The sequence below is a fragment of the Pseudacidovorax intermedius genome (assembly GCF_003350475.1).
Lineage (GTDB): Bacteria > Pseudomonadota > Gammaproteobacteria > Burkholderiales > Burkholderiaceae_C > Xenophilus > Xenophilus intermedius.
In genome coordinates, this window is the sequence record NZ_QQAV01000001.1 from 872642 (window position 1) to 896947 (window position 24306).

25 protein-coding genes are annotated in these 24306 nt (G+C 70.2%); 16 read left to right on the plus strand and 9 right to left on the minus strand.

Going from position 1 to position 24306, the window contains the following annotated elements:
- Positions 1 to 6 precede the first annotated feature (6 nt).
- The 4 genes from DFR41_RS03835 to DFR41_RS03850 all read right to left on the minus strand — a co-directional run bounded on the left by DFR41_RS03835 (position 7) and on the right by DFR41_RS03850 (position 1214).
- Positions 7 to 426 (minus strand): type II toxin-antitoxin system VapC family toxin, encoded by a 420-nt coding sequence (locus tag DFR41_RS03835; RefSeq protein WP_114801743.1) that lies wholly within the window; start codon positions 424 to 426, stop codon positions 7 to 9.
- 3 nt (positions 427 to 429) lie between these two features.
- Complete coding sequence (locus DFR41_RS03840; protein WP_017760147.1) at positions 430 to 681, minus strand: type II toxin-antitoxin system Phd/YefM family antitoxin; 252 nt, start codon at positions 679 to 681, stop codon at positions 430 to 432.
- 156 nt (positions 682 to 837) lie between these two features.
- Positions 838 to 1032 carry a hypothetical protein gene (locus DFR41_RS03845; RefSeq protein WP_017760148.1) on the minus strand — a complete coding sequence of 65 codons (195 nt, stop codon included), beginning with the start codon at positions 1030 to 1032 and terminating at the stop codon, positions 838 to 840.
- Positions 1029 to 1214, minus strand: coding sequence for a DUF1328 family protein (locus DFR41_RS03850; RefSeq protein WP_114801744.1), 186 nt, complete (start codon positions 1212 to 1214; stop codon positions 1029 to 1031). Before DFR41_RS03850 ends, DFR41_RS03845 begins: the two co-directional genes overlap by 4 nt.
- Before the next feature lie 229 nt (positions 1215 to 1443).
- Here DFR41_RS03850 and gstA point away from each other — a divergent pair, with 229 nt between their 5' ends.
- Both gstA and DFR41_RS03860 read left to right on the plus strand, forming a co-directional pair.
- Positions 1444 to 2052 (plus strand): glutathione transferase GstA, encoded by a 609-nt coding sequence (gstA, locus tag DFR41_RS03855; RefSeq protein ID WP_017757153.1) that lies wholly within the window; start codon positions 1444 to 1446, stop codon positions 2050 to 2052.
- Positions 2053 to 2233: 181 nt separating this feature from the next.
- Complete coding sequence (locus DFR41_RS03860; RefSeq protein WP_114801745.1) at positions 2234 to 3343, plus strand: alkene reductase; 1110 nt, start codon at positions 2234 to 2236, stop codon at positions 3341 to 3343.
- A 95-nt stretch (positions 3344 to 3438) separates the two neighbouring features.
- Here DFR41_RS03860 and DFR41_RS03865 read toward each other — a convergent pair whose 3' ends face one another.
- Positions 3439 to 5700 (minus strand): heavy metal translocating P-type ATPase, encoded by a 2262-nt coding sequence (locus tag DFR41_RS03865; RefSeq protein ID WP_114801746.1) that lies wholly within the window; start codon positions 5698 to 5700, stop codon positions 3439 to 3441.
- A gap of 179 nt (positions 5701 to 5879) precedes the next feature.
- Between DFR41_RS03865 and DFR41_RS03870 the strand changes: the two genes are divergently transcribed.
- The 6 genes from DFR41_RS03870 to DFR41_RS03895 all read left to right on the plus strand — a co-directional run bounded on the left by DFR41_RS03870 (position 5880) and on the right by DFR41_RS03895 (position 10822).
- A complete protein-coding gene (locus DFR41_RS03870) occupies positions 5880 to 6086 on the plus strand; it encodes a heavy-metal-associated domain-containing protein (RefSeq protein WP_043118535.1) in 207 nt (68 codons plus the stop codon).
- Positions 6087 to 6117: 31 nt separating this feature from the next.
- Entirely contained in the window at positions 6118 to 6564 is a 447-nt protein-coding gene (gene cueR / locus DFR41_RS03875) for a Cu(I)-responsive transcriptional regulator (protein ID WP_170159289.1), read from the plus strand.
- Positions 6565 to 7731: 1167 nt separating this feature from the next.
- On the plus strand, positions 7732 to 8535 hold the full coding sequence (gene creB, locus DFR41_RS03880; RefSeq protein ID WP_052383802.1) for a two-component system response regulator CreB: 804 nt from the start codon (positions 7732 to 7734) through the stop codon (positions 8533 to 8535).
- On the plus strand, positions 8532 to 10001 hold the full coding sequence (gene creC / locus DFR41_RS03885) for a two-component system sensor histidine kinase CreC (protein ID WP_017757159.1): 1470 nt from the start codon (positions 8532 to 8534) through the stop codon (positions 9999 to 10001). The genes creB and creC overlap by 4 nt, the downstream gene beginning before the upstream one ends.
- 61 nt (positions 10002 to 10062) lie before the next feature.
- The gene (locus DFR41_RS03890) at positions 10063 to 10452 is read left to right on the plus strand and encodes a nuclear transport factor 2 family protein (protein WP_170159310.1); all 390 of its coding nucleotides are present in this window, start codon (positions 10063 to 10065) and stop codon (positions 10450 to 10452) included.
- A 91-nt stretch (positions 10453 to 10543) separates the two neighbouring features.
- A complete protein-coding gene (locus DFR41_RS03895) occupies positions 10544 to 10822 on the plus strand; it encodes a DUF2798 domain-containing protein (protein WP_043118541.1) in 279 nt (92 codons plus the stop codon).
- Positions 10823 to 10891: 69 nt separating this feature from the next.
- Here the strand turns inward: DFR41_RS03895 and DFR41_RS03900 are convergent, their stop codons facing one another.
- A complete protein-coding gene (locus tag DFR41_RS03900; protein WP_114801749.1) occupies positions 10892 to 13345 on the minus strand; it encodes a penicillin-binding protein 1A in 2454 nt (817 codons plus the stop codon).
- Here DFR41_RS03900 and DFR41_RS27310 point away from each other — a divergent pair.
- From DFR41_RS27310 to proC, 7 genes are all read left to right on the plus strand, one after another.
- On the plus strand, positions 13344 to 13562 hold the full coding sequence (locus DFR41_RS27310) for a hypothetical protein (protein ID WP_147284311.1): 219 nt from the start codon (positions 13344 to 13346) through the stop codon (positions 13560 to 13562). The two genes, DFR41_RS03900 and DFR41_RS27310, sit on opposite strands and share 2 nt — an antisense overlap.
- Before the next feature lie 126 nt (positions 13563 to 13688).
- The gene (locus DFR41_RS03905; RefSeq protein ID WP_244917637.1) at positions 13689 to 15755 is read left to right on the plus strand and encodes a VIT and vWA domain-containing protein; all 2067 of its coding nucleotides are present in this window, start codon (positions 13689 to 13691) and stop codon (positions 15753 to 15755) included.
- 17 nt (positions 15756 to 15772) lie between these two features.
- Positions 15773 to 16657: an exosortase Q gene (xrtQ, locus tag DFR41_RS03910; RefSeq protein WP_114801750.1), complete on the plus strand. Its 885-nt coding sequence runs from the start codon at positions 15773 to 15775 to the stop codon at positions 16655 to 16657.
- Positions 16644 to 17222: a hypothetical protein gene (locus tag DFR41_RS03915; RefSeq protein WP_114801751.1), complete on the plus strand. Its 579-nt coding sequence runs from the start codon at positions 16644 to 16646 to the stop codon at positions 17220 to 17222. The genes xrtQ and DFR41_RS03915 overlap by 14 nt, the downstream gene beginning before the upstream one ends.
- A gap of 27 nt (positions 17223 to 17249) precedes the next feature.
- A complete protein-coding gene (locus tag DFR41_RS03920; protein WP_114801752.1) occupies positions 17250 to 18530 on the plus strand; it encodes a biosynthetic peptidoglycan transglycosylase in 1281 nt (426 codons plus the stop codon).
- A 235-nt stretch (positions 18531 to 18765) separates the two neighbouring features.
- Positions 18766 to 19119, plus strand: coding sequence for an alpha/beta hydrolase (locus tag DFR41_RS03925; RefSeq protein ID WP_114801753.1), 354 nt, complete (start codon positions 18766 to 18768; stop codon positions 19117 to 19119).
- A 320-nt stretch (positions 19120 to 19439) separates the two neighbouring features.
- A complete protein-coding gene (gene proC, locus DFR41_RS03930; protein ID WP_114801754.1) occupies positions 19440 to 20255 on the plus strand; it encodes a pyrroline-5-carboxylate reductase in 816 nt (271 codons plus the stop codon).
- 97 nt (positions 20256 to 20352) lie between these two features.
- Here proC and DFR41_RS03935 read toward each other — a convergent pair whose 3' ends face one another.
- Together DFR41_RS03935 and DFR41_RS03940 are read right to left on the minus strand one after the other, a co-directional pair.
- A complete protein-coding gene (locus tag DFR41_RS03935; RefSeq protein ID WP_114801755.1) occupies positions 20353 to 21153 on the minus strand; it encodes an alpha/beta fold hydrolase in 801 nt (266 codons plus the stop codon).
- A 31-nt stretch (positions 21154 to 21184) separates the two neighbouring features.
- Entirely contained in the window at positions 21185 to 22168 is a 984-nt protein-coding gene (locus DFR41_RS03940; RefSeq protein WP_170159311.1) for a Bug family tripartite tricarboxylate transporter substrate binding protein, read from the minus strand.
- 125 nt (positions 22169 to 22293) lie between these two features.
- Between DFR41_RS03940 and DFR41_RS03945 the strand changes: the two genes are divergently transcribed.
- Positions 22294 to 23280, plus strand: coding sequence for a LysR family transcriptional regulator (locus DFR41_RS03945; RefSeq protein WP_114801757.1), 987 nt, complete (start codon positions 22294 to 22296; stop codon positions 23278 to 23280).
- 87 nt (positions 23281 to 23367) lie between these two features.
- On the opposite strand, the gene DFR41_RS03950 is transcribed toward DFR41_RS03945, so the two are convergent.
- The gene (locus DFR41_RS03950) at positions 23368 to 24267 is read right to left on the minus strand and encodes a LysR substrate-binding domain-containing protein (protein ID WP_114801758.1); all 900 of its coding nucleotides are present in this window, start codon (positions 24265 to 24267) and stop codon (positions 23368 to 23370) included.
- Positions 24268 to 24306: the final 39 nt, after the last annotated feature.

Below are 24306 nucleotides of genomic sequence, written 5' to 3' on the forward strand. Positions count from 1 at the left end.
GGGATCTCAGGCGTCGATCAATTCGGTGCGCAAGCCGACGGCGGCGGCCGCAGCCGCTTGGCGCCGGTCGGCCGTCACGAACAGGTCGACGCCGGCCGCCTGTGCCGTGCCGATGGGCAGTGCATCGAAGGCATGGAGCCGGGTCGCTTCCATGGCCGCCATGGCCAGCGCCTCGACGCGCCGGTCCATGGCCATGCACTCCAGCTCGGCAAAGTCTTCGTGGATGACTGCCATGATGCGGCGGTAGTCTTCATCGGCCAGCACGCCTTCGTGGCGCTGCCGGTTGAGGGCGCTGGCAATCTCGGCCTTGCAATGGGCCGCCACCACCACGGCCGAGGCCTGGGCGCTCAGTGCGAGCAGTTGCTCCCGGCCAGGTTCGGCGATGTAGCGCTTGGCCAGCGCCGAGGCATCGAACAGCACGCGCATGCTTCAGGCGCCCCGCTCGCGCTCGTCGATGATGAGCTGGGCGCCCGTGCGGCCGTCGGGGCGTACCAGCTGCAGCGGTTCGATGGGTTGCTTCCAGCGCGGGACGCGGGCCACTGGCTCGGCCGCCTCGCCCACCGGTACCAGGTCGGCCACCGGCCGGCCGTGGCGCAGGATGCGCACGCGCTCGCCACGCTCGACGAGATCGAGCATGGCCGACGCATTGGCACGGAACTCACTCAGGGGAAGGGTGTGCATGAATGTACAAAATCGGCGTTTTGTACATTCTAGAAAAAGGCGCAATCCCTTCGTCGGCCGAAGGGTGCGCGGACCGGCCCCAAAAACAAAAGAGCGCAGGGATCACCTGCGCTCTTTTGTCGGTGAGGGGGACCCCGGCCCCCGAGGTCCGGCGAATCAGGCCGTGACCAGTTCGCGGATCGGCTGGGCCGCTGCGGTCACGGCGCGCTTGCGCCGGCTTACAGGCAGCTGCCAATTGCGCTGGGTGACGTCGATCACATGACGTACCCGCTCCTTGGGCGACACCAGCGCGCCGATCCGGCGCGTCCCTGCAATGGAACGGAGGATGTCCAGCGTGTCCACGGTGTTCAATCCAGCACCTTCTTGGCAGCGCCCACGCCCAGTGCGGCGAGCACCACGAACACCACGGCCATCAGCAGGAACAGGCCGAACAGCAGCTTGGCAATGCCAGCGGCACCCGCAGCAACACCGCCGAAACCCAGGGCACCGGCCACCAGGGCGATCAGGGCAAAGATCAGTGCGTACTTGAGCATGGTTGACTCCTTTGTCGTCTCGTTGTGCGGCGAGCATTCGACTGAGCCTGCCGCGGTGCCTGAAGCGTAGTTGCGGCCTGTGCACCAAGCTGGACAGTGCCGCCCGCATGACCCCGTAGGACAAGCTCGCGCGCCGATCCAAGTACATTCGCGCTGCCGTGCAGGCCGCCACCGGACTGCACGCCACCCTCTCGCTTCCAGACCTTTTCCAACAGAAGGAGCCCTCTCCATGAAGCTGTATTACTCCCCCGGCGCCTGCTCGCTCTCCCCGCACATCGCCCTGCGCGAGGCCGGCCTGGCCTTCGAGCCGGTGCTCGCCAGCACCAAGTCGCACAAGCTGCAGGACGGTACCGACTACTACGGCATCAACCCGCTCGGCTACGTGCCGATGCTGGAACTGGACGACGGCACCCGCCTGCGCGAAGGCCCCGCCATCGTGCAGTACATCGCCGACCAGGTGCCCGCCAAGAACCTGGCACCTGCCAACGGCACGCTGCAGCGCTACCGCCTGCAGGAATGGCTGACCTTCATCGGCACCGAGATCCACAAGGGCTTCAGCCCGCTGTTCAACCCGGCCGTGCCCGAGGAGGCCAAGAAGGTCTTCGCCGACAAGCTCAAGACCCGCTTCCAGTGGCTGGACAGCCAGCTGGAAGGCAAGGACTACCTGATGGGCGAGCACTTCAGCGTCGCCGACGGCTACCTCTTCACCACCGTCAACTGGGCCAAGCCGATGAACATCGACCTGAGCGCCTACAAGCACCTGCTGGCCTGGCATGCGCGCGTGGGCGCACGTCCGGCCGTGCAGGAAGCGCTCAAGGCCGAAGGACTGCTGAAGTAAGGCAGGGTCCATTGGCCGACCAGGGCGGGCGACGTGCCAAGGCGCGACGCCCGCCTTTTTTTGGGCGGTCCGGCCGGCACGCCTACACCGAAAGCCACAACCCTGCCGTGGCGCCGTCACTGTCCCTGGCCTACCCTGCCGCCTTCGTCTTTCTCATCCTCACCTCTACATCGATCGAGCCATGAGTTCTTCCCTCTTCGACCCCGTCCAGGCTGGCGACCTCCAGCTCGCCAATCGCATCGTGATGGCACCGCTGACGCGCAACCGTTCGCCCAACGCCGTCCCCAAGCCGATCACCGCCACCTATTACGCGCAGCGTGCCACCGCCGGCCTGCTGATCACCGAGGCCACCGCCATCAGCCACCAGGGCCAGGGCTATGCCGATGTGCCGGGCCTGTATGGCACCGAGCAGCTGGACGGCTGGAAGCGCGTCACGCAGGCCGTGCACGAGGCCGGCGGCAAGATCGTCACCCAGCTGTGGCATGTGGGCCGCGTCTCGCACGACAGCCTGCAGCCCGACGGCCGGCCGCCGGTCGCACCCTCGGCCATCGCCGCCAAGACCAAGACCTACCTGATCGACGCGCAGGGCAACGGCAGCTTCGCGCCCACCTCCACGCCCCGCGCGCTGGACCTGGAAGAGCTGCCCGGCATCGTCCACACCTTCGCGGCCGCCGCCCGCAATGCGGTGGAAACCTGCGGCTTCGACGGCGTGGAAATCCATGCCGCCAACGGCTACCTGCTGGACCAGTTCCTCAAGGACGGCGCCAATCAGCGCACCGACGACTACGGCGGCAGCATCGAGAACCGCGCACGCCTGCTGCTGGAATGCACCCGTGCCGTGGTCGACGCGGTGGGCGGCGGCAAGGTGGGCATCCGGTTGTCGCCGGTCACGCCGGCCAACGACATCGTCGACAGCGATCCCCAGCCGCTGTTCGACCACGTGGTACGCCAGCTGGGCCCGCTGGGCCTGGCCTATGTGCACGTGATCGAGGGCGCCACCGGTGGCCCGCGCGAAGTGGAAGGCCGGCCCTTCGACTACGAGGCGCTGAAGAAGGCCTACCGCGAGGCCGGCGGCAAGGGCGCCTGGATGGTCAACAACGGCTATACCCGCGAGCTGGCCGAAGAGGCGGTGAAGAAGGGCGCCGACCTGGTCGCCTTCGGCCGCCCCTACATCGCCAACCCGGACCTGGTGCGCCGGCTGAAGGAGAACGCCCCGCTCAACACGCCGGACACCAAGACCTTCTACGGCGGCGGCGAGAAGGGCTACACGGACTATCCGACGCTGAGCTGAGCGCTTGCTGAGGCGCGGGCCAGACAGGCGTCGATGCCTCCGCCCCAGCCGTTCGGGCTGAGCCTGTCGAAGCCTTGCGCGGCGCTTCGACGCGCTCAGCGTGAGCGGCTTCTTTTCAGCAGCAGCGCATTGGCCATCACGCTGACGCTCGAGGCCGCCATGGCCGCACCGGCCACCACCGGGCTGAGCAGACCGAAGGCCGCAAACGGAATGCCGACCACGTTGTAGGCGAAGGCCCAGAACAGGTTCTGCCGGATCTTGGCCACCGTGCGGGCCGACAGGTCGAAGGCCTGTTCCACGAGGGCGAGGTCGCCGCGCATCAGGGTGATGCCCGCGGCTTCCATGGCCACGTCGGTGCCGTTGGCCATGGCCAGGCCCACATCGGCCGCGGCCAGCGCCGGCGCGTCATTGGCGCCGTCGCCGACCATGGCGACCACGCGTGCGCCGCCTTCCTTCAAGGCCGCGACGGCGGCCGCCTTGTCGCCCGGCAGCACCTGTGCCCGCACGTCCTCGGCCGCGATGCCGACGCGCCGGGCCAGCGCCTGCGCGGCCCGGGCGTTGTCGCCGGAGATCATCACCACCCGCAGTCCCCGGGCACGCAGGGCCGCCACCGCCTCTGCCGCCCCCGGCTTGGGCTCGTCGGTGAAGCCGAGCAATGCCTCGATGGCCTTCACCCGCTCACCCTCCGCATCGAGGCGCAGCAGCGCGGACACCGAGGAACCTGTGGACAACAGGGCTTCGACCTTCTCCGCGGGCAACACAGCACCCAGCTCTTCGCACCAGCGCAGGCTGGCGAGCGCCCAGGGCGCGCCGTCGATCACGGCGCGGATCCCGCGGCCCGGCACGGCGCGAACCTCACGCGCCTCGTCGGGCGATAGGCCTCGCGAATTCGCGGCCTCCATCACCGCCCGCGCCAGCGGATGTTCGCTGCCCTGCTGCAGCGTGGCGGCGATGCGCAGCACCTGCCCGTCGTCCAACGTCCCCACGGCGTCGAGCCGGCTGAGCTGCGGCTGTCCGCGCGTGAGCGTGCCCGTCTTGTCGAAAGCCACCGTATCCACCCGGTGCGCGCGTTCCAGCGCCGTCGCGTCCTTGATCAGGATGCCGTGGCGTGCGGCGACGCCGGTGCCGGCCATCACCGCCACCGGCGTTGCCAGGCCCAGCGCGCAGGGGCAGGCGATCACCAGCACGGCCACGGCGTGGATCAGCGCCGTTTCAAGCGGCACACCTCCCAGGAACAGCCAGCCCAGCAGCGTCAGCAGCGCCAGGCCCAGCACGACCGGCACGAACACGGCGGCCACCCGGTCCACCAGCCGCTGAATGGGCGCCTTGGCCGCTTGCGCGTCCTCCACCAGCCGGATGATGCGGGCGAGCACGCTTTCCGTGCCGACGGCCAGCACCTCCACCACCAGGCGGCCGGCGCCATTGACCGAGCCGCCCGTCAGCCGGCTACCCGCCGACTTGGCCACGGGCAGCGGCTCGCCCGTGAGCATGGATTCGTCCACTTCCGATTCGCCTTCCAGCACGCGGGAGTCGGCCGGGATGCGTTCGCCGGGCCGCACCGCCAGCCGGTCGCCCACCATCACCTCGGCCAGCGGCACATCGCTTTCCTCGGTGCGGCGACCACGCGACTGCAGCAGGTGCGCCGTCTCGGGCCGCAGCTGCTGCAGCGCGCGGATGGCCGACGTGGCCTGCCGCTTGGCCCGCGCCTCCAGCCACTTGCCCAGCAGCACCAGCGCGATCACGACCGACGAGGCCTCGAAATAGAGATGGGGTTCGCCGCCGTGCGCGTCATGCAGGCTGGCGCGCCACCAGAGCCACAGCGACAACCCGAAGGCGGCGCTGGTGCCCAGGGCGACCAGCAGGTCCATGTTGCCGGTTCCCGCCCGGGCCGCGTGCCAGCCTGCGCGGTAGAAGCGTGCCCCCAGCACGAACTGCACGGGCGCCGCCAGCAGCAGTTGCAGCCAGGCCGGCAGCATCCAGTCCAGCCCGAAAGGCATCCCCATCATGGGCAGCACCAGAGGAAAGGACAGCAGCAGCGCCGCGGCCACCGGGCCGAATCCTGCCCACGGCCCCGCCTCCGCTTCTGCCTGCGTCGCCTCGGCACTGCGCGGTTCGTAGCCAGCCTGCCGCACGGCGCGCCGCAACCGGAGCGCGGCATCGGCACCGTCGTCGCCCGACCAGCGGACGCGGGCCGATTCCGTCGCCAGGTTCACGCTGGCCTCCTGCACACCCGGCACCTGACGCAGGGCCTTTTCCACACGGGACACACAGGAGGCACAGGTCATGCCGCCGATGCCGAGGTCCAGCGTCTGCGCAGCCCCCGGGGCGGGCGCGGTGTCGATAGAAGTTGCATTCATGGACGCAAGGCTACGGCTTGACACCGTGGCAAGGTCAAGACGTCCTCGTCACGTCGACGGACATCGGAAACGCGCAGCACGGCGCCAACAGGGTTTTGTTGCCTTGACCTTCACATCGTGTCAAGGTCCACACTCCAGGGTGTTCCCTTTTTTTTAGGCCTTCTCACAGGTTTTTTTCCATGACTTCTCCTCTCCACGTCTTCCAGGTCAGCGGAATGAGCTGCCAACACTGCGTCCGTGCCGTCACCCAGGCGGTCCAGGATGTCGATCCCGATGCCGATGTGCGCATCGATCTGCCCGCCGGTCGTGTGGAGGTGCAGAGCGCCGAAGCCTCCACCGCACTGCAGGACGCGATCCGCGAAGCGGGCTATACCGTCCAGGGCTGACGCCTTTTTCCTCACGGAACCCGGTCCGGCCGTGGCCCCCCGTTCCTCTTCGCCGTCCACAGCGACGGCCCCACCGCTCACCATCGGCCAGGCCGCCGCCCGCTCCGGCGTGTCGGCCCGCATGGTGCGTCACTACGAGACGCTGGGGCTGCTACCCGCCGTCTCGCGCACCGACGCCGGTTATCGCCTCTACGGCGATGCCGACGTCCACTCCCTCCGTTTCATCAAGCGAGCCCGCGACCTGGGCTTCTCCATCGACGAGATCCAGCAGCTCGTCGGCCTCTGGCATGACCGCAGCCGCTCGAGCGCAGCGGTGAAGCGCATTGCCCGCACCCACCTGGACGACCTGGACCGGCGCATTGCCGAACTCCAGGCCATGCGCGGCACGCTCGCGCACCTGGTCCATGGCTGCCGGGGCGACCATCGGCCCGATTGCCCCATCCTCGAAGACCTCGCAAGAAGCGGCCTACCGCGCTGAACACGCGTCGGATCGCCCAGGCCCGGCGATCCGGCCGGGCGAATGCGCCCATCGCGACCCTCCATCACGCCACACGAACGCTTGCGCGAAGCCGCGGAAGGCCTCCGTTTGTGGAAAAGCGGCCTCCCTCCCCCCGAACGGCGCTCAAGACGCCGTGTTGGCCGCTTCTCCCCAGCTGGACTGGATAACTTTGTGGGCAACTCGCGCGTTGTCTTGTAAAGGCAGTGCAAGTCCTTGATTTTGCTGGGCTTTCAACAATCTGCACAAATAATCAGCAGTGCATATTTAAGGCGTCCAAAGCCCAATCCCACATTTGCATCCCCCTTGTCAAAGGACAACTGTGGGGATGAATCCGGCACAACTGCCCGGTTATCCACACCCGAGGGCGGACGGCCGGCATTTGTCCCCATCGGTGCGACATCCACGAAGCAACCCTGCCCACATGGGCCAAGGAAGGCCAAATGCCTGTCCGGCCGAGGGATTCGTGGGTTTTCCACAGGCCGGCGGCTTCCTTATCTATTACGACTATTCAGATATTGAAGATGAAGGAAGGAAAACAGGGACAACGGGCGCCCGCAAAAAAAGTGGGGGCGTGGCGGCGCGCCGATCCGATTGGGCGCCTCAACCGGTCGGGCGGAGAACGACCGAAGCGACGCTGGCGACGAGACGCCGAAAACGCCGTCTGTCCCCATATTCGTTGGACAACTTTGTGGGCAACTGTCGGACTGCCTTGTAAAGCCAACGCAACTCATTGATTTACAAGAATTATCTTTGGCTGCTCATTTTTTTGGCAGTGCATAGTTTGGGCCGGCATTGGCACTTGGCAGCCAGAAAGCGGACGCCCTGTCAAAGAACAACTCTGGGGACGGCTGTGGAACAAGCGCCCTCTTATCCACAGCGAGAGCGCTTCGGCCCCAGTTGTTCGCCCGCCCACGACAGCACGGACGCAAGGTTGCCCACATCCGTCGCTCGGCGCCAAATCCTTGGCAGGCCGCCGAAAACCATGGTTATCCACAGACCGGGTGCATCCTTATCTATGACGACTAATGTTGAAATAAAAGAAAAGAGCCAAGTCAGGACAACTTCTGCGTCGTGCGTCAAAGCGGGATTCACGGTCTTTCCGAAATCGCTGGGTGCCCTGCGTCCGCACCGCTACGATCCGCCCCCATGCCGAATCCACCCCCTGCCGTTGCCACGGCCCCGACCGCGCCATCGGTCGGGGTTCGGCCGCGCATCCTGGTGGCGGAGGACGAGCCGGGCATCGCCGACACGGTGCAGTACGTGCTGCGCAGCGACGGCTTTGTGCCGGTGTGGTGTGCCACCGGGGGCGCCGCCCTGGCGGAATTCGCTGCAGAACCGCCGGCGCTCGCCATCCTGGACATCGGCCTGCCCGACATGAACGGCTTCGACCTCTTCCGGCGATTGCAGGCCCTGCCGGGTGCGGCGGATGTGCCCATCGTCTTCCTCACGGCCCGCACCGACGAGATCGACCGCGTGGTGGGGCTGGAGCTGGGCGCCGACGACTACATCGCCAAGCCCTTCTCGCCGCGCGAACTGGTGGCGCGGGTGCGGGGCATCCTGCGACGCAGCCAGCGGGCGGGTCCGGTGCCTGCGATGCCGGTGGCGACACCAGCCCCGGCGCCCCAGGCACCCGCCCTGCCCTTCGTGGTCGACGACGAACGCCTGCAGATCCGCTACTACGGCCGCGTGCTCGAGCTGTCGCGCTACGAATTCGGCCTGCTGCGCCTGCTGGTGCAGCGTCCGGGCCGCGTGTTCAGCCGCGAGGAACTGCTCGACCGTGTCTGGGGCGGCGACAGCGAGAGCCTGGACCGCACCGTCGACGCCCATGTCAAGACCGTGCGCGCCAAGCTGCGGGCCGTGGCGCCCGAGGTCGAGGCCATTCGCACCCACCGCGGCACCGGCTACGCGCTGCACGAAGACCTGCCGCCTTCCACGCCCCTCGTCCCATGAGGCGTTCGCCGAGACGGCGCACCCGCATCTTCCTGGCCGTGCTGCTGATCTACGTGGCCGGCATCACCTGGCTGCTGTGGCGGGTGGTGGGCGACATCGACCCGCGCTACCGCGAATCGGCCGAGGAGGCGCAGGTGGAGATCGCCCAGCTCATGGCCACGCTGGTCGAGCAGGACGTGATCGCCGGCGCCATCGACACCCGGCGGCTGGAGCCGCTGTTCCGCGCCCTCTATGCGCGCGAGTTCTCGGCCCAGATCTACAACCTGCACAAGCAGAAGGTGGAACTGCGGGTCTACGTCACCGACCGCAGCGGCCGCGTGATCTACGACTCCACCGGCCGTGCCGTGGGCGCCGACTATTCGCGCTGGATCGACGTCAGCCGCACGCTGGCCGGCGGCTATGGCGCCCGCGCCACGCGCGACGTGGAGGCCGACCCGCTCAGCTCGGTGCTCTACGTGGGCGCGCCCATCCGCTGGGCAGGCGAGATCGTCGGCATGGTGGGCGTGGGCAAGCCGGTGCAGAGCTTCGGCCAGTTCGTGCAGGACGCCCGGCAGCGCGTGATCTGGGTCGGTGCCGGTTCGGCGGCGGCATTGCTGGTGCTGGCGCTGATCGTCTCGGTGTGGCTGGTGCGCCCCTTCGGCCTCACGGCCGACTACATCCGCTGGCTGCGCACGCAGCGGGGTTTTCATCCGCTGCGCATGCTGCGCCGGGCCGCCGCCATGGCGCGCGCGGCGGTGCAGGAGATGGGCGATGCCTTCACCGGCCGCAACTACGTGGCCGACTACGTCCAGACCTTCACCCACGAGATCAAGAGCCCGCTGTCGGCCATCCGCGGCGCCGCCGAGTTGCTGCAGGAGGCCGGCATGCCGCCCGAGGAGCGCGAGCGCTTCCTGGCCAACATCGGCCGCGAGAGCGAGCGCATCCAGCAGCTGGTGGACCGCATGATGGAGCTCACGGCCCTGGAGACGCGCCGCGTGCTCGACCAGGTGCAGCCCGTGGCCCTCGGTGCCCTGCTGCGCGAGGCCGCCCAGGGCGTGGCGCCGGCCGCCGCGCGCCGTGGCGTCGTGATCGACGTGCAGGGCCTGCGCGAGGACCTGGGCGAGGTGCATGCCGACGGCGACCCGCTGCTGCTGCGACAGGCCGTGGGCAACCTGCTGGACAACGCCATCGACTTCTCGCCCGAGGGCGGCACCGTGCGGCTGAGCCTGCGGCTGCAGGGGCGGCGCGGCGTGATCGCGGTGCGCGACCAGGGACCGGGCATCCCGGCCTATGCACAGGCGCAGGTCTTCCAGAAGTTCTATTCGCTCGCGCGTCCGCACAGCCAGAAGAAGAGCACCGGCCTGGGCCTCGCCTTCGTGCGCGAGATCGCGGCGCTGCACGGTGGCAGCATCGCGCTCGGCAATGCGGAAGGCGGTGGCGCGCAGGCCACGCTGACCTTGCCGCTGATCAGTGGGCCGCTGCGATGAGTCAACCGGGCCGATGCCCGCCAACCCGCACCTTCCCCGCATGCCGACGATCCACGCTGCCATGACCCCCGACGACCCCCAAGACCTGTTCGCCCACCTGCAACTGCTGGAGGTGGAACTGCACCATCCCGGCGTGCCCTGCGACGCTGAGCGGCTGGAGGCGCTGCTCCATGCCGATTTCCACGAGGTGGGCCGTTCCGGCCGGCCCTACGACCGCGCCACCGTCGTGCGCTACCTGTCGCAGGTGCTGACGCCGCCGGCGGTGGATTCCTGCGATTTCCGGCTGGAACGGCTGGCGCCGGACCTGGCGTTGCTCAGCTACCGCTCAGCGCAGCGAGCGGCCGACGGTGGCCCCGCGTTGCAGACGCTGCGGGTCTCGCTGTGGAAGCGCGAGGGCCAGGCGTGGCAGCTGCGCTATCACCAGGGAACGCCCGCAGCGTCCGCTGATTGAGGGAGGGGCGCCCAATTCGGGCCTGCGCCGGCCCGGCATTTGCATGGCCGGAGTCATCCAGGCCCGCGGGCCGCGTTTTCCCCTCCCTCCCATGCGTGCATCCTCTCCCTCTTCGCGGCCGACCATCGTGGCCGGCATTCCCAAGCTGCCGGCACGCAGTGCCGCCATCGTCGTACCCCTCCTGCTGTCGTTGCTGATGAGCGGCGTCGTGTCGGCCATCAGCACGTTGCGCGGCGCGGGCTGGACGCCCGATTTCCTGCATCTCTGGCTGGGCGCCTGGATGCTGTCCTGGGCGGTGGCCTTTCCGCTGGTCGTGGTGCTGCTGCCCACGGTGCGCCGCCTGACCGGGCTGGTGGTCGACCTGCGCTGACGACGCAGCCGCGTGCCATGAAAAAACCCGGCCGAGGCCGGGTTGTCGGGACAGGCGGCGCGCGGCGCCTCAGCGGAACATGTTCAGGATCCGGTTGCGCTCGTCCGGCTGCGCAGGCGTTGCAGGTTGCCCAGGCTGAGCAGGCTGGCCCGGCACGGCCGGGATGACCGGCTGGTTGCCCCACGACGGCGCAGGGCCGGTCGTCGGGGCGCCGCTGTTGACCTCCACCGGCGTGATCGGCGTCAGGGCGGCTTCCACCCCGAGCGACTGCACGCCCTGGCCGTTCGCGTACTCGTCGTACATCCATTCGCCGCTGGCGTTGGTCACGCCCGGTGGCACGTCCAGCTTGGCCACCGGCACGCCCTTGAGCGCGCCCTGCATGTAGCGCGTCCAGGCCGGCAGCGCCAGGCTGCCGCCGGTCTCGCCGCGCACGCCCAGCTGGCGCGGCGTGTCGTAGCCGATCCAGGCCACGCCCACGCGGGTCGGCTGGAAGCCGGCGAACCAGGCATCGTGCGAATCGTTGGTGGTGCCGGTCTTGCCATAGAGGTCGTCGCGTCGCAGCGTCGTGTAGGCGCGGCGGCCGGTGCCGTTCTTCACCACGCTGTTCAGCAGCGTGTCGATCACGAAGGCATTGCGTGCGGGGATCACGCGGCCGGCCTCGTCGGCGGGCTTGGGCGGCGTGTCCTCCAGCACCTGGTCGCGGGCGTCGGTGATGCGGGCGATCAGGCGCGGCTCCACCTTCAGCCCGCCGTTGGCGAAGACCAAGTAGGCCGTCGCCATCTGCAGCGGCGTCACCGAGCCGGCGCCCAGGCCCATGGTGAGGTAGGCCGGGTGCTTGTCGGCCGCGAAGCCGAAATGCGTGATCCATTCCTGCGCATAAGCCGGCGTGATCGCATCCAGCACGCGGATGGTCACCACGTTCTTCGACTGCTCCAGCCCCTGCCGCAGCGTGATCGGGCCGGCGTAGGTGTTGTCGTAGTTCTTGGGTTCCCAGGGCGCGCCACCGGTGGCGGCGGCGTCGAAGGACAGCGGCGCGTCGTTGACGATGGTGGCGGGCGTGAAGCCCTTCTCCAGCGCAGCCGAGTAGATGAAGGGCTTGAAGCTGGAGCCCGGCTGGCGCCAGGCCTGCGTCGCATGGTTGAACTTGTTCTTGTTGAAGTCGAAGCCGCCCACCAGCGCCTTGATGGCCCCATCACGCGGATCGACAGCGACGAAGGCACCTTCGACCTCGGGCAGCTGGGTCACTTCCCAGCTGCTCTGCGGGCCGGTGCGGGCGATGCGCACGATGCTGCCCCGGCGTATGCGCAGCGGCTCGGCCGCCTTCTCCACCAGGCCGCGCTGCACGGCCTGCAGGCCGCGGCCGGTGATCTCCACCGAATCGCCGTTGGCGCGCACCGCCACCACCTTGCGCGGGCCCGCCTCCAGCACCACGGCGGCCATCATGCCGCCGCTGTCGGGCTTGTCCGAGAGCGCGTCGTCCACTGCGTTGTCCACATCGGCACTGTCGGTGGGCAGTTCGACGAAGCCTTCGGGGCCGCGGTAGGGCTGGCGCTGCTCGTAGTCGACGATGGCCTCGTGCAGGCCTTCATAGGCCGAGCCCTGGTCGTTGCGCGTGACGGTCGTGTAGACCTTGAAGCCCTTGGTGTAGGTGTCGTCGCCGTACTTCGCCACCATCTGCTGGCGCACCATCTCGGCCACGTAGTCGGCATGCAGCTGCGACGGATCGCCGGCATCGCGCAGCTTGAGCGGCTCCTGGCGGGCCTTGGCGGCGTCGGCCTCGCTCAGGTAGCCGGTCTCGACCATGCGGTTGATCACGTACTGCTGGCGCGCCACCGCACGGCGCGGGTTGGCGATGGGGTTGTTGCTGCTGGGCGCCTTGGGCAGACCGGCCAGCATGGCGGCCTCGGCCACCGTGATGTCCTGCAAGGGCTTGCCGAAGTAGGTCTGGGCCGCGGCCGCAAAACCGTAGGCGCGGTTGCCCAGGTAGATCTGGTTCAGGTAGATCTCGAGGATCTGGTCCTTGGTCAGCTCGTCCTCCAGCCGCCAGGCCAGCAGGGCTTCCTTCAGCTTGCGGCTGAAGGTGCGCTCCGAGCTGAGGAACATGTTGCGCGCCACCTGCTGCGTGATGGTCGACGCGCCCTGCCGTACGCCGCCGTGCAGCGCATTGGAGACCACCGCCCGCGCCAGGCCGATGGTGTCGAGCCCGCCGTGCTGGTAGAAGCGCGCGTCCTCGGTGGCCAGCACCGCGTCCTTGAGCACCTTGGGGATCTTGTCGATGGGCACCAGCTGGCGGCGCTCTTCGCCGAACTCGCCGATCAGGTCGCCATCGGCGGTGAACACGCGCAGCGGCAGTTTGGGCTGGTAGTTCTGCAGCGTGCTCACGTCGGGCAGCTGGCGCGACATCAGGGCCGCGGCAATGCCGACGATGGCGGCGCCGCACACCACAGCGGTGGCACTGCCGATGGCAGTCCACTTGGCGGCCCGGCGCAGGCGGGGATCGGACAGACGGTCTTTGAAGGACATGGGAAAGAAACAGGAAGAGGTCGCCGGCGGGACGGAACGCGAGCATGCCCGCCCGCCGGAAGGCCGCCGTAACAAGGCGTTGCCTGCACACCGGCAGGCGCGCAAGCCTCGCGCCGCCACGGCAGCCACGCTGTCGGACGGCGGCAGCATTCTCGGTGCGGCGGGTGCCACGCCGCCGGCAGGGCCATCGTCGCCGCGGATCTTGAAAGGAGGCTGAAGGGCGATGCACACGGACTTCACACAGGCTTCACACGGCCCGGGAGGCTTCATCGGCCCTTCCTTCTGGCTTCGGACATCGCAGGGACAGTCCTTCCCATCGCACACACCGAGGAAGGAACCGACCATGAATCCGAACTTGTCCTGGCGCCGCCGGCGCAGTCCCGAAGCCTGCGGCTGCGGCCTGTGGGCGTTCACGGCGCTGATGGCGCTGGCCGCCTTTGCGTTGCTGGTGTGTCGGCCTGTCCTTGCACAGGAAGCTGGCAACGATGCCACCGCGAGTCCCTATCTGGTGGTGCAAAGCGACACCCCCGGCACCGACCGCCTGCCCCTCAAGCGCACCGACGTCGACGTGCGCATCGCCGGTGTCATCGCCGACGTGCGGGTGACGCAGACCTACCGCAACGAAGGCGAGCGCACGCTGGAGGCGCGCTATGTCTTTCCCGGCTCAACGCGCGCCGCCGTGGGCGGCATGAACGTGCGCATCGCCGACCGGCTGATCACGGCGCAGATCCGCGAGAAACAGCAGGCGCGGCTGGAGTACCAGGAAGCGAAGCAGGCCGGCCAGACGGCCGCGCTGCTCGAGGCCGAACGGCCCAACGTCTTCCAGATGAATGTGGCCAACATCCGGCCCGGCGACGAGGTGCGGGTGGAACTGCGCTACAGCGAGCTGCTGCTGCCGCAGTCGGGCCGCTACCAGTTCGTCTACCCCACCGTGGTGGGCCCGCGCTATGTGGGCACCGGTGGTGGCGGGGGACAGTGGAGCGCGCAGCCCACGCTGCCCGCCGGCACGGCCAGTGCCGCAGCCTTCTCGCTCAGGCTGAGCCTCGATGCGCCGCTGGCGCTGGCGGACATCCGCTCGTCCAGCCACGCGCTGGCCCTCCAACCCGGGCGCGACGACCGGCATGCCGCCCTCACCTTGCGCGAGGATGGCCGGCCGCTGGCCAACCGCGACTTCGTGCTCGACTTCGCCCTCGCCGGCGAGCGCATCCAGTCGGGCCTGATGCTCTATCCGGGCAGCGGGCCGGATGCGGAGAACTTCTTCCTCGCCATGGTCGAGCCGCCGCGCGCCGTGGCCGCCGAGCGCATCGTGCCGCGCGACTACCTCTTCGTGGTGGACATCTCCGGCTCCATGCACGGCTTTCCGCTGGACACGGCGCGTGCCCTGTTGTCCCGCCTGATCGGCGGTCTGCGGCCCAGCGACACCTTCAACGTGATGCTCTTCGCCGGCAGCAACCGCATGCTGTCGCCCAGGCCGGTGCCGGCGACACGGCCCAACATCGAGCGGGCGCTCAGGACGCTCACCGACATCCAGGGCGGCGGCAGCACCGAACTGATCCCGGCCTTGCGCCAGGCCTATGCCCAGCCCAAGGCCGAGGGCGTCTCGCGCAGCATCGTGGTGGTGACCGATGGCTATGTCACCGTGGAGCGCGAGTCCTTCGCGCTGGTGCGCGAGCACCTGGACCAGGCCAACCTGTTCGCCTTCGGCATCGGCTCCTCGGTCAACCGGCACCTGATCGAGGGCCTGGCCCGGGCGGGCCGTGGCGAGCCCTTCGTCATCACCGACGAACGGCAGGCGCCCGAGCAGGCGGCACGCTTCCGTCGCATGGTGGAGTCGCCCGTGCTCACCGGCCTGAAGGCGCGCTTCGACGGCCTGGCGGTGTACGACGTGGAACCGGCGCGGCTGCCCGACGTGCTGGGCGAGCGGCCCGTGGTGCTGTTCGGCAAGTGGCGCGGCACGCCGCAGGGCCAACTGGTGGTCGAAGGCCGCAGCGCCGAAGGCCCGTGGCGCCAGGTGCTGCCGGTGAGCGACGACAGCCTCGCCCCGCAGGCCACGGCCCTGCGCGCCCTGTGGGCCCGTGACCGCATCGCGGCATTGGATGACCAGGAGGGCCTGGAAGGCAGCGGCCAGCAGCGCGTGGCCATCACCGCGCTGGGGCTCAAGTACAGCCTGCTCACGGCCTACACCAGCTTCATCGCCGTCGACCAGGTGGTGCGCGGCACGGGCGATGCGGGCACGACGGTCGACCAGCCGCAGCCGCTGCCCGAGGGCGTGAGCGAACTCGCGCTGGGCATGCCGGTGCCCGCCACGCCCGAGCCGGAGACGCTGGGCGCCGTGGCCGTGGCGCTGGGCATGCTCGCCATGCTGCGCCGCCGGCTGCGTCGGCACGACGCGCGGCGGCTGACGGCCTGACAGGGGGAGCAACGCCAATGAACCTCGTCGATTGGGCCAGCCGCCATCCCCGCAGCCTGGAGGCGGCGATCCGTCTCGACCGCCTGCCGCCCGTGCTGTGGCTGCTGGCGACCGCCCTGGTGCTCTGGCCCACCTGGGGCTGGATGGGCGCCCGCATGCTGGACCGTTCGGACGACCCGCTGGGCCTGCTGGCGCTCGCTGCGCTGGGCCTGTTCGCCTGGCAGGGTCGGCGGTCGCTGCGCGCCTCGCCGCGGCTGGGGCTGCTGTCCGTGGCTGCGCTTGGCGTGCTGGCCTCTTCGCTGCTGCGGGCCGGCGGTGCGCTGCCGCCGCTGGCCACCGGCCTGCTGGCCGTGCTGGCCCTGGCCTGCGTGCTGCTCGCCTTCCTGCCGCATGGGCAGCCTGCCCTGCCGGTATTGGGCCTGGCGGTGCTCGCCCTGCCCCTGCTGTCTTCGCTGCAGTTCTATGCGGGCTACCCGCTGCGGCTGGTCACGGCCGAGGCGGCGCGCTGGCTGCTGGCGCCGTTCTTCGTCGTCGAGCGTGCCGGCAGCAGCCTGTGGATCGACGGCCGGCTGGTGATCGTCGACGCACCCTGCTCCGGCGTGCAGATGGTGTGGATGGGCTACTTCACCGCCTGCGGGGTGGCGCTGTTCATGACGCGGATGGACGACCGCGCCTTCCTGCGCCGGCTTCCCGTCGTGGGCCTGGTGGTGCTCGGCGGCAATGTGCTGCGCAATGCACTGCTGGTGGGCCTGGAGGGCGCCGGCCATGCGCTGGGGCCGCTGCTGCACCAGGCGCTGGGGCTGGCGCTGCTCGCCGTGGTGTGCGGTGCCATCGGGCGGCGCATGCTGCGCGCGGCACCGCAGGGCCTGGCCCTCGGAGAGGATCGCCATGCGCTGGCCTGATGTCTTCGCGCCTTCGCCCTGGCGCAACCACTTCGCGCACCGGGTGCTGCACAAGCTGGCGTTCGCGCTCGTGCTGGTGGTGAGCCTGGGGGCCAGCCTCTGGCCACTGGCCCAGGACGGTGTCGTGCCGTCGCCGTCCCATGCCGCCTCGCCCGAATGGCCCGCCACCTGGGACGGCGTGCCGTTGAGGCCGCAGGCGCTGGGCGAGGTGGAGGCCCGCTTCGCCCGCCACTTTCCCGGCCACATCGCCCGCTTCACCGACGGCCGGCAGGTGCTGGTGATGCGGCAGGTCGAGCGTCCCACGCGCCTGCTGCATCCGGCCGAGGACTGCTGGCGCGCGCTGGGCTACCGCATCCTCCAGGCCCGGCTCGAACACGATGCGCGCGGCCGGCTGTGGCGCTGCTTCCACGCCGAGCGCGCGGGGCGCAGCGCCCAGCGCGTGTGCGAGCGCATCGAGGATGCCGCGGGCCGTTCTTTCACCGACACTTCCGCCTGGTACTGGGCCAGCTGGCGCACGAGCGCCGCCGGTCCCTGGACGGCGGTGACCGTGGTCTCGCCGCCATGAACGACACGACAGACAACGGGACGCGATGTGAACAAGGGGCTGCGTTTGCTGCTGTGGGGCCTGCTGGCCCTGCTGCTGACGGCAGCGGTGGCGGCCGTGGCGGTGGTGCGCATCGCGCTCGCGCCGGCCAAGGACGAATGGGCGGTGGACTGGCGCGTCGGTCCCTTCACGGTGCCGGTGGGCGTGCCGACGGTGCTGCGGCTGGCCACCTCGTCCTGGATCGCGCCGCGACTGGACGGCCGCCGGCTGCAGACGACCCAGGGCCCCATCGACCTGCACTGGGACGCGCCACGTACGCAACTCGCCCTGCGCTGCGCGCCCTGTCGCCTCGGGCTCGCGGCGATGGGCTCGCAGCCGCTTCAGCTGACCGAGCTGCGCCTGACCGCACGGCGCGACGTGGATGTGCTGCGCGGCGAGCTCGACGCGGTGCCAGCCAGCGCGAGTACCGAAAGCCTGCATGGCCGCTGGCAGGGCCGGCTCACGCAGCGTGACCTGCACATCGACGCCAGCTTCGACGAAGCGCCCATCGCCCGCTGGTATGCCGTGCTGGCCACGGGCCTGCCCGAGCTGGAGCGCGCCCGCATCGGCGGCACGGCGTCGGGCCGCCTGCAGGTGCAGCTGCCCTCGGGCACGCTGGGGCTGCAGCCGCGCATCAGCGGCTTCACCGTGGAGGGCCTGGGCACCGAGGCGCTGCTGAATGCGCGCAGCCAGTGCGGACCGTCCGCGCAACTCAAGGCCGACAGCTGGCTCGCCCGCGCCGTCATCGCGGCGGAGGACCAGCGCTTCTTCCAGCATCCCGGCTTCGACCTGATCGAGCTGCAGGCCGCCTTCGACCGCAACCAGCACAAGGGTGCGGTCGAGCGCGGCGGCAGCACGCTCACCCAGCAACTGGCCAAGGTGCTGGTGACCGGCAGCGAGCGCAGCCTGCAGCGCAAGCTGCGCGAATTGCTCTACGCGGTGGACATGGAGCAGCAGCTGGGCAAGGCGCGCATCCTGCAGCTGTACCTGGACCATGCGCCCTGGGGCCGGGTCTGCGGCGCCGAGGCGGCAGCGCGCTTCTATTTCGGCCGCCCGGCGGCGCGGCTGGAGCCGGCCCAGGCGGTCTGGCTGGCGGCCATGCTGCACGCGCCCAGCGCCGCTGCCGAGCGCTGGCAGCGTGAGGGCAGCCTGGACCCGCAGCGCGTGCAGTGGGTGGCCGAGGGCATCCGCGGCATCAGCCGCGGCCAGCGCGAGGCCCTGCTGCGCAACGTGACGCAGGCGCGCTACCCCTGGCCGGGCAACCTGCCGCCCTCCCCGCCCGCGCGCTGAATGCCACGGCTGGGGGCCGCCCCCCGCGCCAAGCGCGGCGACGTAGGAACAATCCCACAGGCTGCCTGGCCTTATTGTTTCCTGATCGTGAACAGCACGTTCGGCAACGACCAGGGTTTTCCCTAGCTCAACGGTCCACAATTCATCTCACGGGCCAGCGATTGAACGCAGACCCGAAGCCGGTGGGGCAGGTGCCCCGCCCGCTCTGTTCAACGCTCTGCTTAGGAGAAAAATCATGACCAAGACCTCGAAGATCATCGCCCTTGCCGCTCTTTCGTTCGCCGCTGTTGCCGGCGCCAGCGCCGAGGAATACCAAGGCGTCATCGCCCCCGTGTCGGCCTTCAGCCGCGCCGAAGTGAACGCCCAGGCTGTGCAGGCCGCTCGCGCCGAGCAGAACCTGGAATACGTCGGCCAGCAGGTCGCCGTGGCCCCGGCCGCGCCCCGCAGCCGTGCCGCCGTGCAGGCCGAAGCCGTCGCCGCTGCCCACAGCCCGACCTGGAACCTGGACTCCAAGGCCTTCGTGAACAGCACCATCCCGGCCCAGTACACCCAGGGCAGCCTGTCCGTCTACCGCAAGGCCGGCCTGTAATCAGGCCGCCACGCCACGCCGCGCGATTCCCGAGGGATCGGCAGCGCGTGGCGATCCCCCGGCAGAACGGGATGGAGGCGGACCGGGCCTGACACCGGGTTCGTCTTCGTCCCCTCAGGCGGGCACCGCCTGTGAAAGAGGTCCGGGATGGGGCCTGGGAGGCGCCTGACTGCAGCCGGCACGTGCAAGCGTGCCGGCTTTTTCGGTGTGGGCGAGGCCTCGGTGAGCAGCCGGCAGGGCCGGCGGCAGGAAGCGGCAGGCGCGGGGCGCACGACAATGCCGCCCGACCCCTTTCCTCCCCTCCTTCTCACGGCACCCTCATGAAAGTCCTGTTCCTCGGCTACGGCAACATGGGCCGCGCCCTCGGCGAGGCCTGGCGCGACAGCGGTCGCGTCCAGACCTTGCTGGCCATCGATCCCGCGCCCCTGCCTGAAGGCGCTGCGCCGGTACCCGGTCGGCATGCCAGCGTGCAGTCGCTGCAATCCTCAGGCGATGCGGCGGGCGGTGTCGACCTGGTGGTCGTGGCCGTCAAGCCGGCCATGGCGGCCGACGCCTTGCGCGCCCTGCCGGCCGACTGGCTGGCCCAGGCCGTGGTGGTGAGCGTGGCCGCCGGCGTCACCGTCGCCACGCTCGAGGCCGCCCTGCCCCTGGGCACGCCGGTCATCCGCGTGATGCCCAACACACCGGCCATGCTGCGCGCCGGCTGCACCGGCCTCTATGCCGCGCCGGGCGTGGACGAAGCTCGGCGCGAGCGGGTCGGCGCCTTGTTCGCCACCGTGGGCAGTGCGCACTGGGTGGACCAGGAATCGCAGATCGACCTGGTCACCGCCATCAGCGGCAGCGGCCCCGCCTACTACCACCTGTTCAGCGAGGCGCTGGCCCAGGCCGGTGTGGCGCTGGGCCTGGCGCCCGAGCTGGCCCGTGCCCTGGCCGCCGACACGGCCTGGGGTGCCGCCGCGCTGCAGCACCAGCCGGATGCCGACTTCGCAGCCCTGCGCCGCGCCGTCACCTCGCCCAACGGCACGACGGCGGCGGCCATCGCGGTGTTCGAAGAGGGCGAGGCCCTGCGCGCGCTGGTGAAGAAAGCGGCCGAGGCCGCCCACCGGCGCGCCGTGGAACTCTCGGCGGGCGGCTGAGCCCGCGTCTGCGCTGCCGCTCGCGGCGCCGGCGCCTGCTTCCTCAGTGGCCTGCGGCCGGCCCACAGGCCGCAGGCCGAACGCAAGCGCTGGAAGTTCAGGCCGCGCGCCGCGCCAGGAAGTCCAGCACCGCCGCGTTGAACGCCCGCGGCTGTTCGAAATAGGCCGAGTGCCCCGCATCGGCCACCACCACCAGTTCGCTGCCGGCCACCCGTTCGTGGAACTCGCGGGCCACGGCCACCGGCACGATCGGGTCCTGGTCGCCCACGACGAACAGCGTCGGGCAGTCCAGCGCATCCAGCGCCGTCAGCGGAATCAGCCGCCCCGGCGCCATCAGCCCCTGCAGCGCCGCGCCCCAGTCGGCGGCGGGAATCGAATGGGCGCTGGGGTTGAAGTGGTTGATCTGCGCGTAGAGCGCGGCCTTTTCCGGCTCATGCTCCAGGAACCAGCGCCCCAGCGAACGCTGCTCGATGCTCACCGCCTTCTGCGAGAGCTGGCGCGTGGCCAGGATGTCCAGCAGCACCGGATGGTCCACCGCCATCGACGTGTCGCAGGCCGCGAAGGCCGCCACCCGCCCGGGATGCGTCAGTGCGAGCTTGAGGCCGATCATGCCGCCCAGCGACTGGCCGACCAACCGCACTTGGTCGATGCCCTCCCGGTCGAGGATGGCGATCACGTCGTCCACGAACAGCGCCAGATCGAACTCGGTCAGCGGTGCGGCCGAGCGCCCGAAGCAGCGGCTGTCCATCGTCAGGCAGCTATACCGGCCGGCGAAGGCCGGCAGCTGCTGCCACCAGGTGGCGGCGTTGGAGCCGGCGCCGTGGCAGAACAGCACGGCCGGGCCATCGCCCTGGCGTTCGTAGTAGATGGCGCGGCCGTGGGAAGTGACGAAGGGCATGGTGGTCGGACGGGAAGGAAGGGGAAGGACCTCAGTTGGCCTTGAGGTGGAGGCTGCGCACCAGCTGGCCCCAGCGCTCGGTGTCGCTGCGCACCAGCTGGGTGTACTGCTCTGGCGTTGTGGACAGCACCGCCATGCCCTCGAACTCGAGCTGCCTGCGCGTGGCCGGATCGGCCAGGGCGGCCATGAGCGCCTCATGCAGCCGCCGCACGACGGGCGCGGGCGTGCCCTTGGGGGCCGAGAGCCCGATCCAGGCGCTGACCGTGAGCTGTGGATAACCCAGCTCGGCAAAGGTGGGCACCTGCGGGGCCAACGGGCTGCGCTGCGCGCTGGAGACCGCCAGCACCTTGAGCTTGCCTGCCTGCACCGGGGCCAGTGCGCTGTTGGAGGGGATCACGATCAGCGGCACCACGCCGGCCAGCACGTCCTGCAGCGCGGGTGCGCCGCCCTTGTAGGGCACATGCGTCAGCTTCACGCCGGTGGCCCGCTGCAGCTGTTCCATCACCAGGTGGCCGGTGCTGCCCGCGCCCGAGCTGGCGTAGTCGAACTTGCCGGGCGCGCGCCTGGCCTGCTGGACGAAGTCGTTGAAGTCCTTGAAGCCGGCGTCGGGCCGCGCCACCAGCCATTGGGCGCCCTCGCCGATGCTGCCGATGTGCTCGAAGTCCCGCACGATGTCGAAGCCGATGCCGTCGTACATGGACTGGGCGATGGCGTTGAGCGAGCCGGTGGCCACCAGCGTGTAGCCGTCGGGTGGCGCCGAAGCCGCCATCTGCGTGCCGACGATGTTGCCGGCGCTGGCCTTGTTGTCGATCACCACCGGCTGCTTCAGGGTCTGGCCCATGTGCTGGGCCAGCGGCCGGATGGTGCGGTCGTAGGGGCCGCCGGCCGGGGCCGGCACGATGATGCGGATGGGGCGGCTGGGCCAGTCGGCGCTGCCCTGGGCGTGCGCCCTGGTGGCCGTGGCGAGCAGGGCGCCCAGGGCGGCGAGCGCGCGTCGGCGGTCGGGGGAATGCATGGTCGTGTCTCCTGGGATGGCGCGTGGACGCGCTCGTGTGTCTGCGGATCGAGCCCGCATCTTCATCGCCGCAGCGATCAGCGACCAATTAAATCGGGCGCCCAGTCATTAGACTTTGCGATGGCATGACGACCCCGCCCCTGGCCACCACCCTGCTCAACCGCCTGCTCGCCCGCGGCAAGTTCCGCCATGTGCAGGTGCTGCTGCAACTGGCGGAGCTGGGCAGCGTGCAGCGCACGGCCGATGCCATCGGCATGACCCAGTCCGCCGTCACCCAGACGCTGGCCTACCTGGAGCGGTTGCTGGACGTGCGCCTGTTCGAGCGCCATGCGCGCGGCGTTCGGCCCACGCCGGCCTGCACCGACCTGCTGCCGGTGGCCCGCCAGCTGATGCTGGGCATGGCCGACGTGGCGGGCGCGGTGGACGCGCGGCGGCGCCAGGGCCTGGGCTTCGTGCGGGTGCTCGCGTCGGTGTCCGCCATCCATGGCGTGCTGGTGGATGCGCTGCCCGCCTTCGCCCAGGCGCAGCCGGCCATCCGGGTGCAACTGGCCGAAGCCGAGGGCGAGGACCAGCTGCTGGCCATTGCCCGCGCCGAGGTCGACCTGGTGGTCTGCCGCCGGCCGGGCGCCATGCCGCAGGGCTGGGAATTCCATGCGTTGCGCGAGGACCGTTTTGCCGTGGTCTGCCGTGCGGACCATCCGCTGCTGGCCGATGCCGCCGTCTCCGGCGCCTCACCCGCAGCCGGTCTGCCGGCCGACCAGGCCTGGGCGGCGCTGGCGGCCCATCCCTGGCTGCTGCTGCCGGCCGGCGTGGCCGCACGCGGGCATTTCGATGCGCTGTGCGAGCGCTTCGGCCGCACGCCGCCGATCTACCCGGTCAGCACCCGCTCGCTGCCGCTCATGGGCTGGCTGCTGCGCCACCAGCCGTTGCTGGCGCTGCTGCCGCTGAACCTGGCGCGGCCCTGGCTGGCGACCGGCGAGCTGCGCGAGCTGGCACTGCGCGACATGGCCGCCATCGAGCCCATCGGTCTCCTGCAGCCGCAGTCGGGCATGGGCGAGGCGGCCCTGGCGCTCAGCGACTTCCTGCGTGGGCGGATCGGGGCCGGTGACTGAACGGCCGACCGGCCTGTGGGGCCGGCGCGGGATCACGGAGCACAAGTGACCCGGCCAACGGCGGCCGACCGCCGCGGTCCTGATGGCTCAGGTCGCTGCCTGCCCCACCAGCCATTGCCGGAACAAGGCCAGCGCCGGCCGCGTGTCTTCCACCGCCGGCTCCACCAGGTAGTGGCTGCGCTCCCCGCGCAGCGGGCGCGGGCAGGCGATGGCGAGTTCGCCTCGGGCCAGCTCGGCCTCGATCAGCAGCGGCGGCAAGAGCGCGACGCCCAGCCCGTGCGCCGCAGCCACCGCCAGCATGGAGAAGAGCTCGTAGCGCGGCCCGGCGCCCCCGCGGGGGTTGTCCACACCCTGCGCCTCGAACCACTGCCGCCAGCCGTCGGGCCGGGTGCTCTGCTGCAGCAGCGGCAGGCGCGCCACCTGCGCGGGCGTGAGGGCGGCGCGGCCGTCCATCAGCGCGGGGCAGCACACGGGCACCACCTCCTCGTGCCGCAGCAGCGTATGGCGGGTGCCGGCCCAGGTCGCGGCCTGCTGCGGCGTGCCGGTGTAGAGCGCGGCGTCGAAGGGCGTGTCGTTGAAGAGGAACGGCCGCGTCTGCGTCTCGATGTGGACGGTGATGTCCGGATACGCCTTCGCCAGCAGCGGCAGCCGCGGGATCAGCCAGCGCGTAGCCAGCGTGGGCACGGCCGCCAGCTGCAGCGAACCGCCGGCGCCCTGGCGGGCCATGGCGTCCAGCGTGTCGCGCTCCATGGCGTCGAGCTGGCGGCGGATCTGCCGCGCATAGTCGGCGCCCGCCGCCGTCAGCTGCACGCCGTGGCGGGTGCGGCGAAACAGCGCCAAGCCCATGAAGGTCTCCAGCGCGCCGATCTGGCGCGAGACGGCGCTCTGCGTCAGGGCCAGCTCTTCGGCCGCGCGCGTGTAGCTCTCGTGCCGGGCCGCGGCCTCGAAGCAGGCCAGCGCCTGGGTGGAGGGGATCTTGCGTCGCATGGTCCAGTTCAGCCTCGAAGGTATGCCGTCGCTACATAG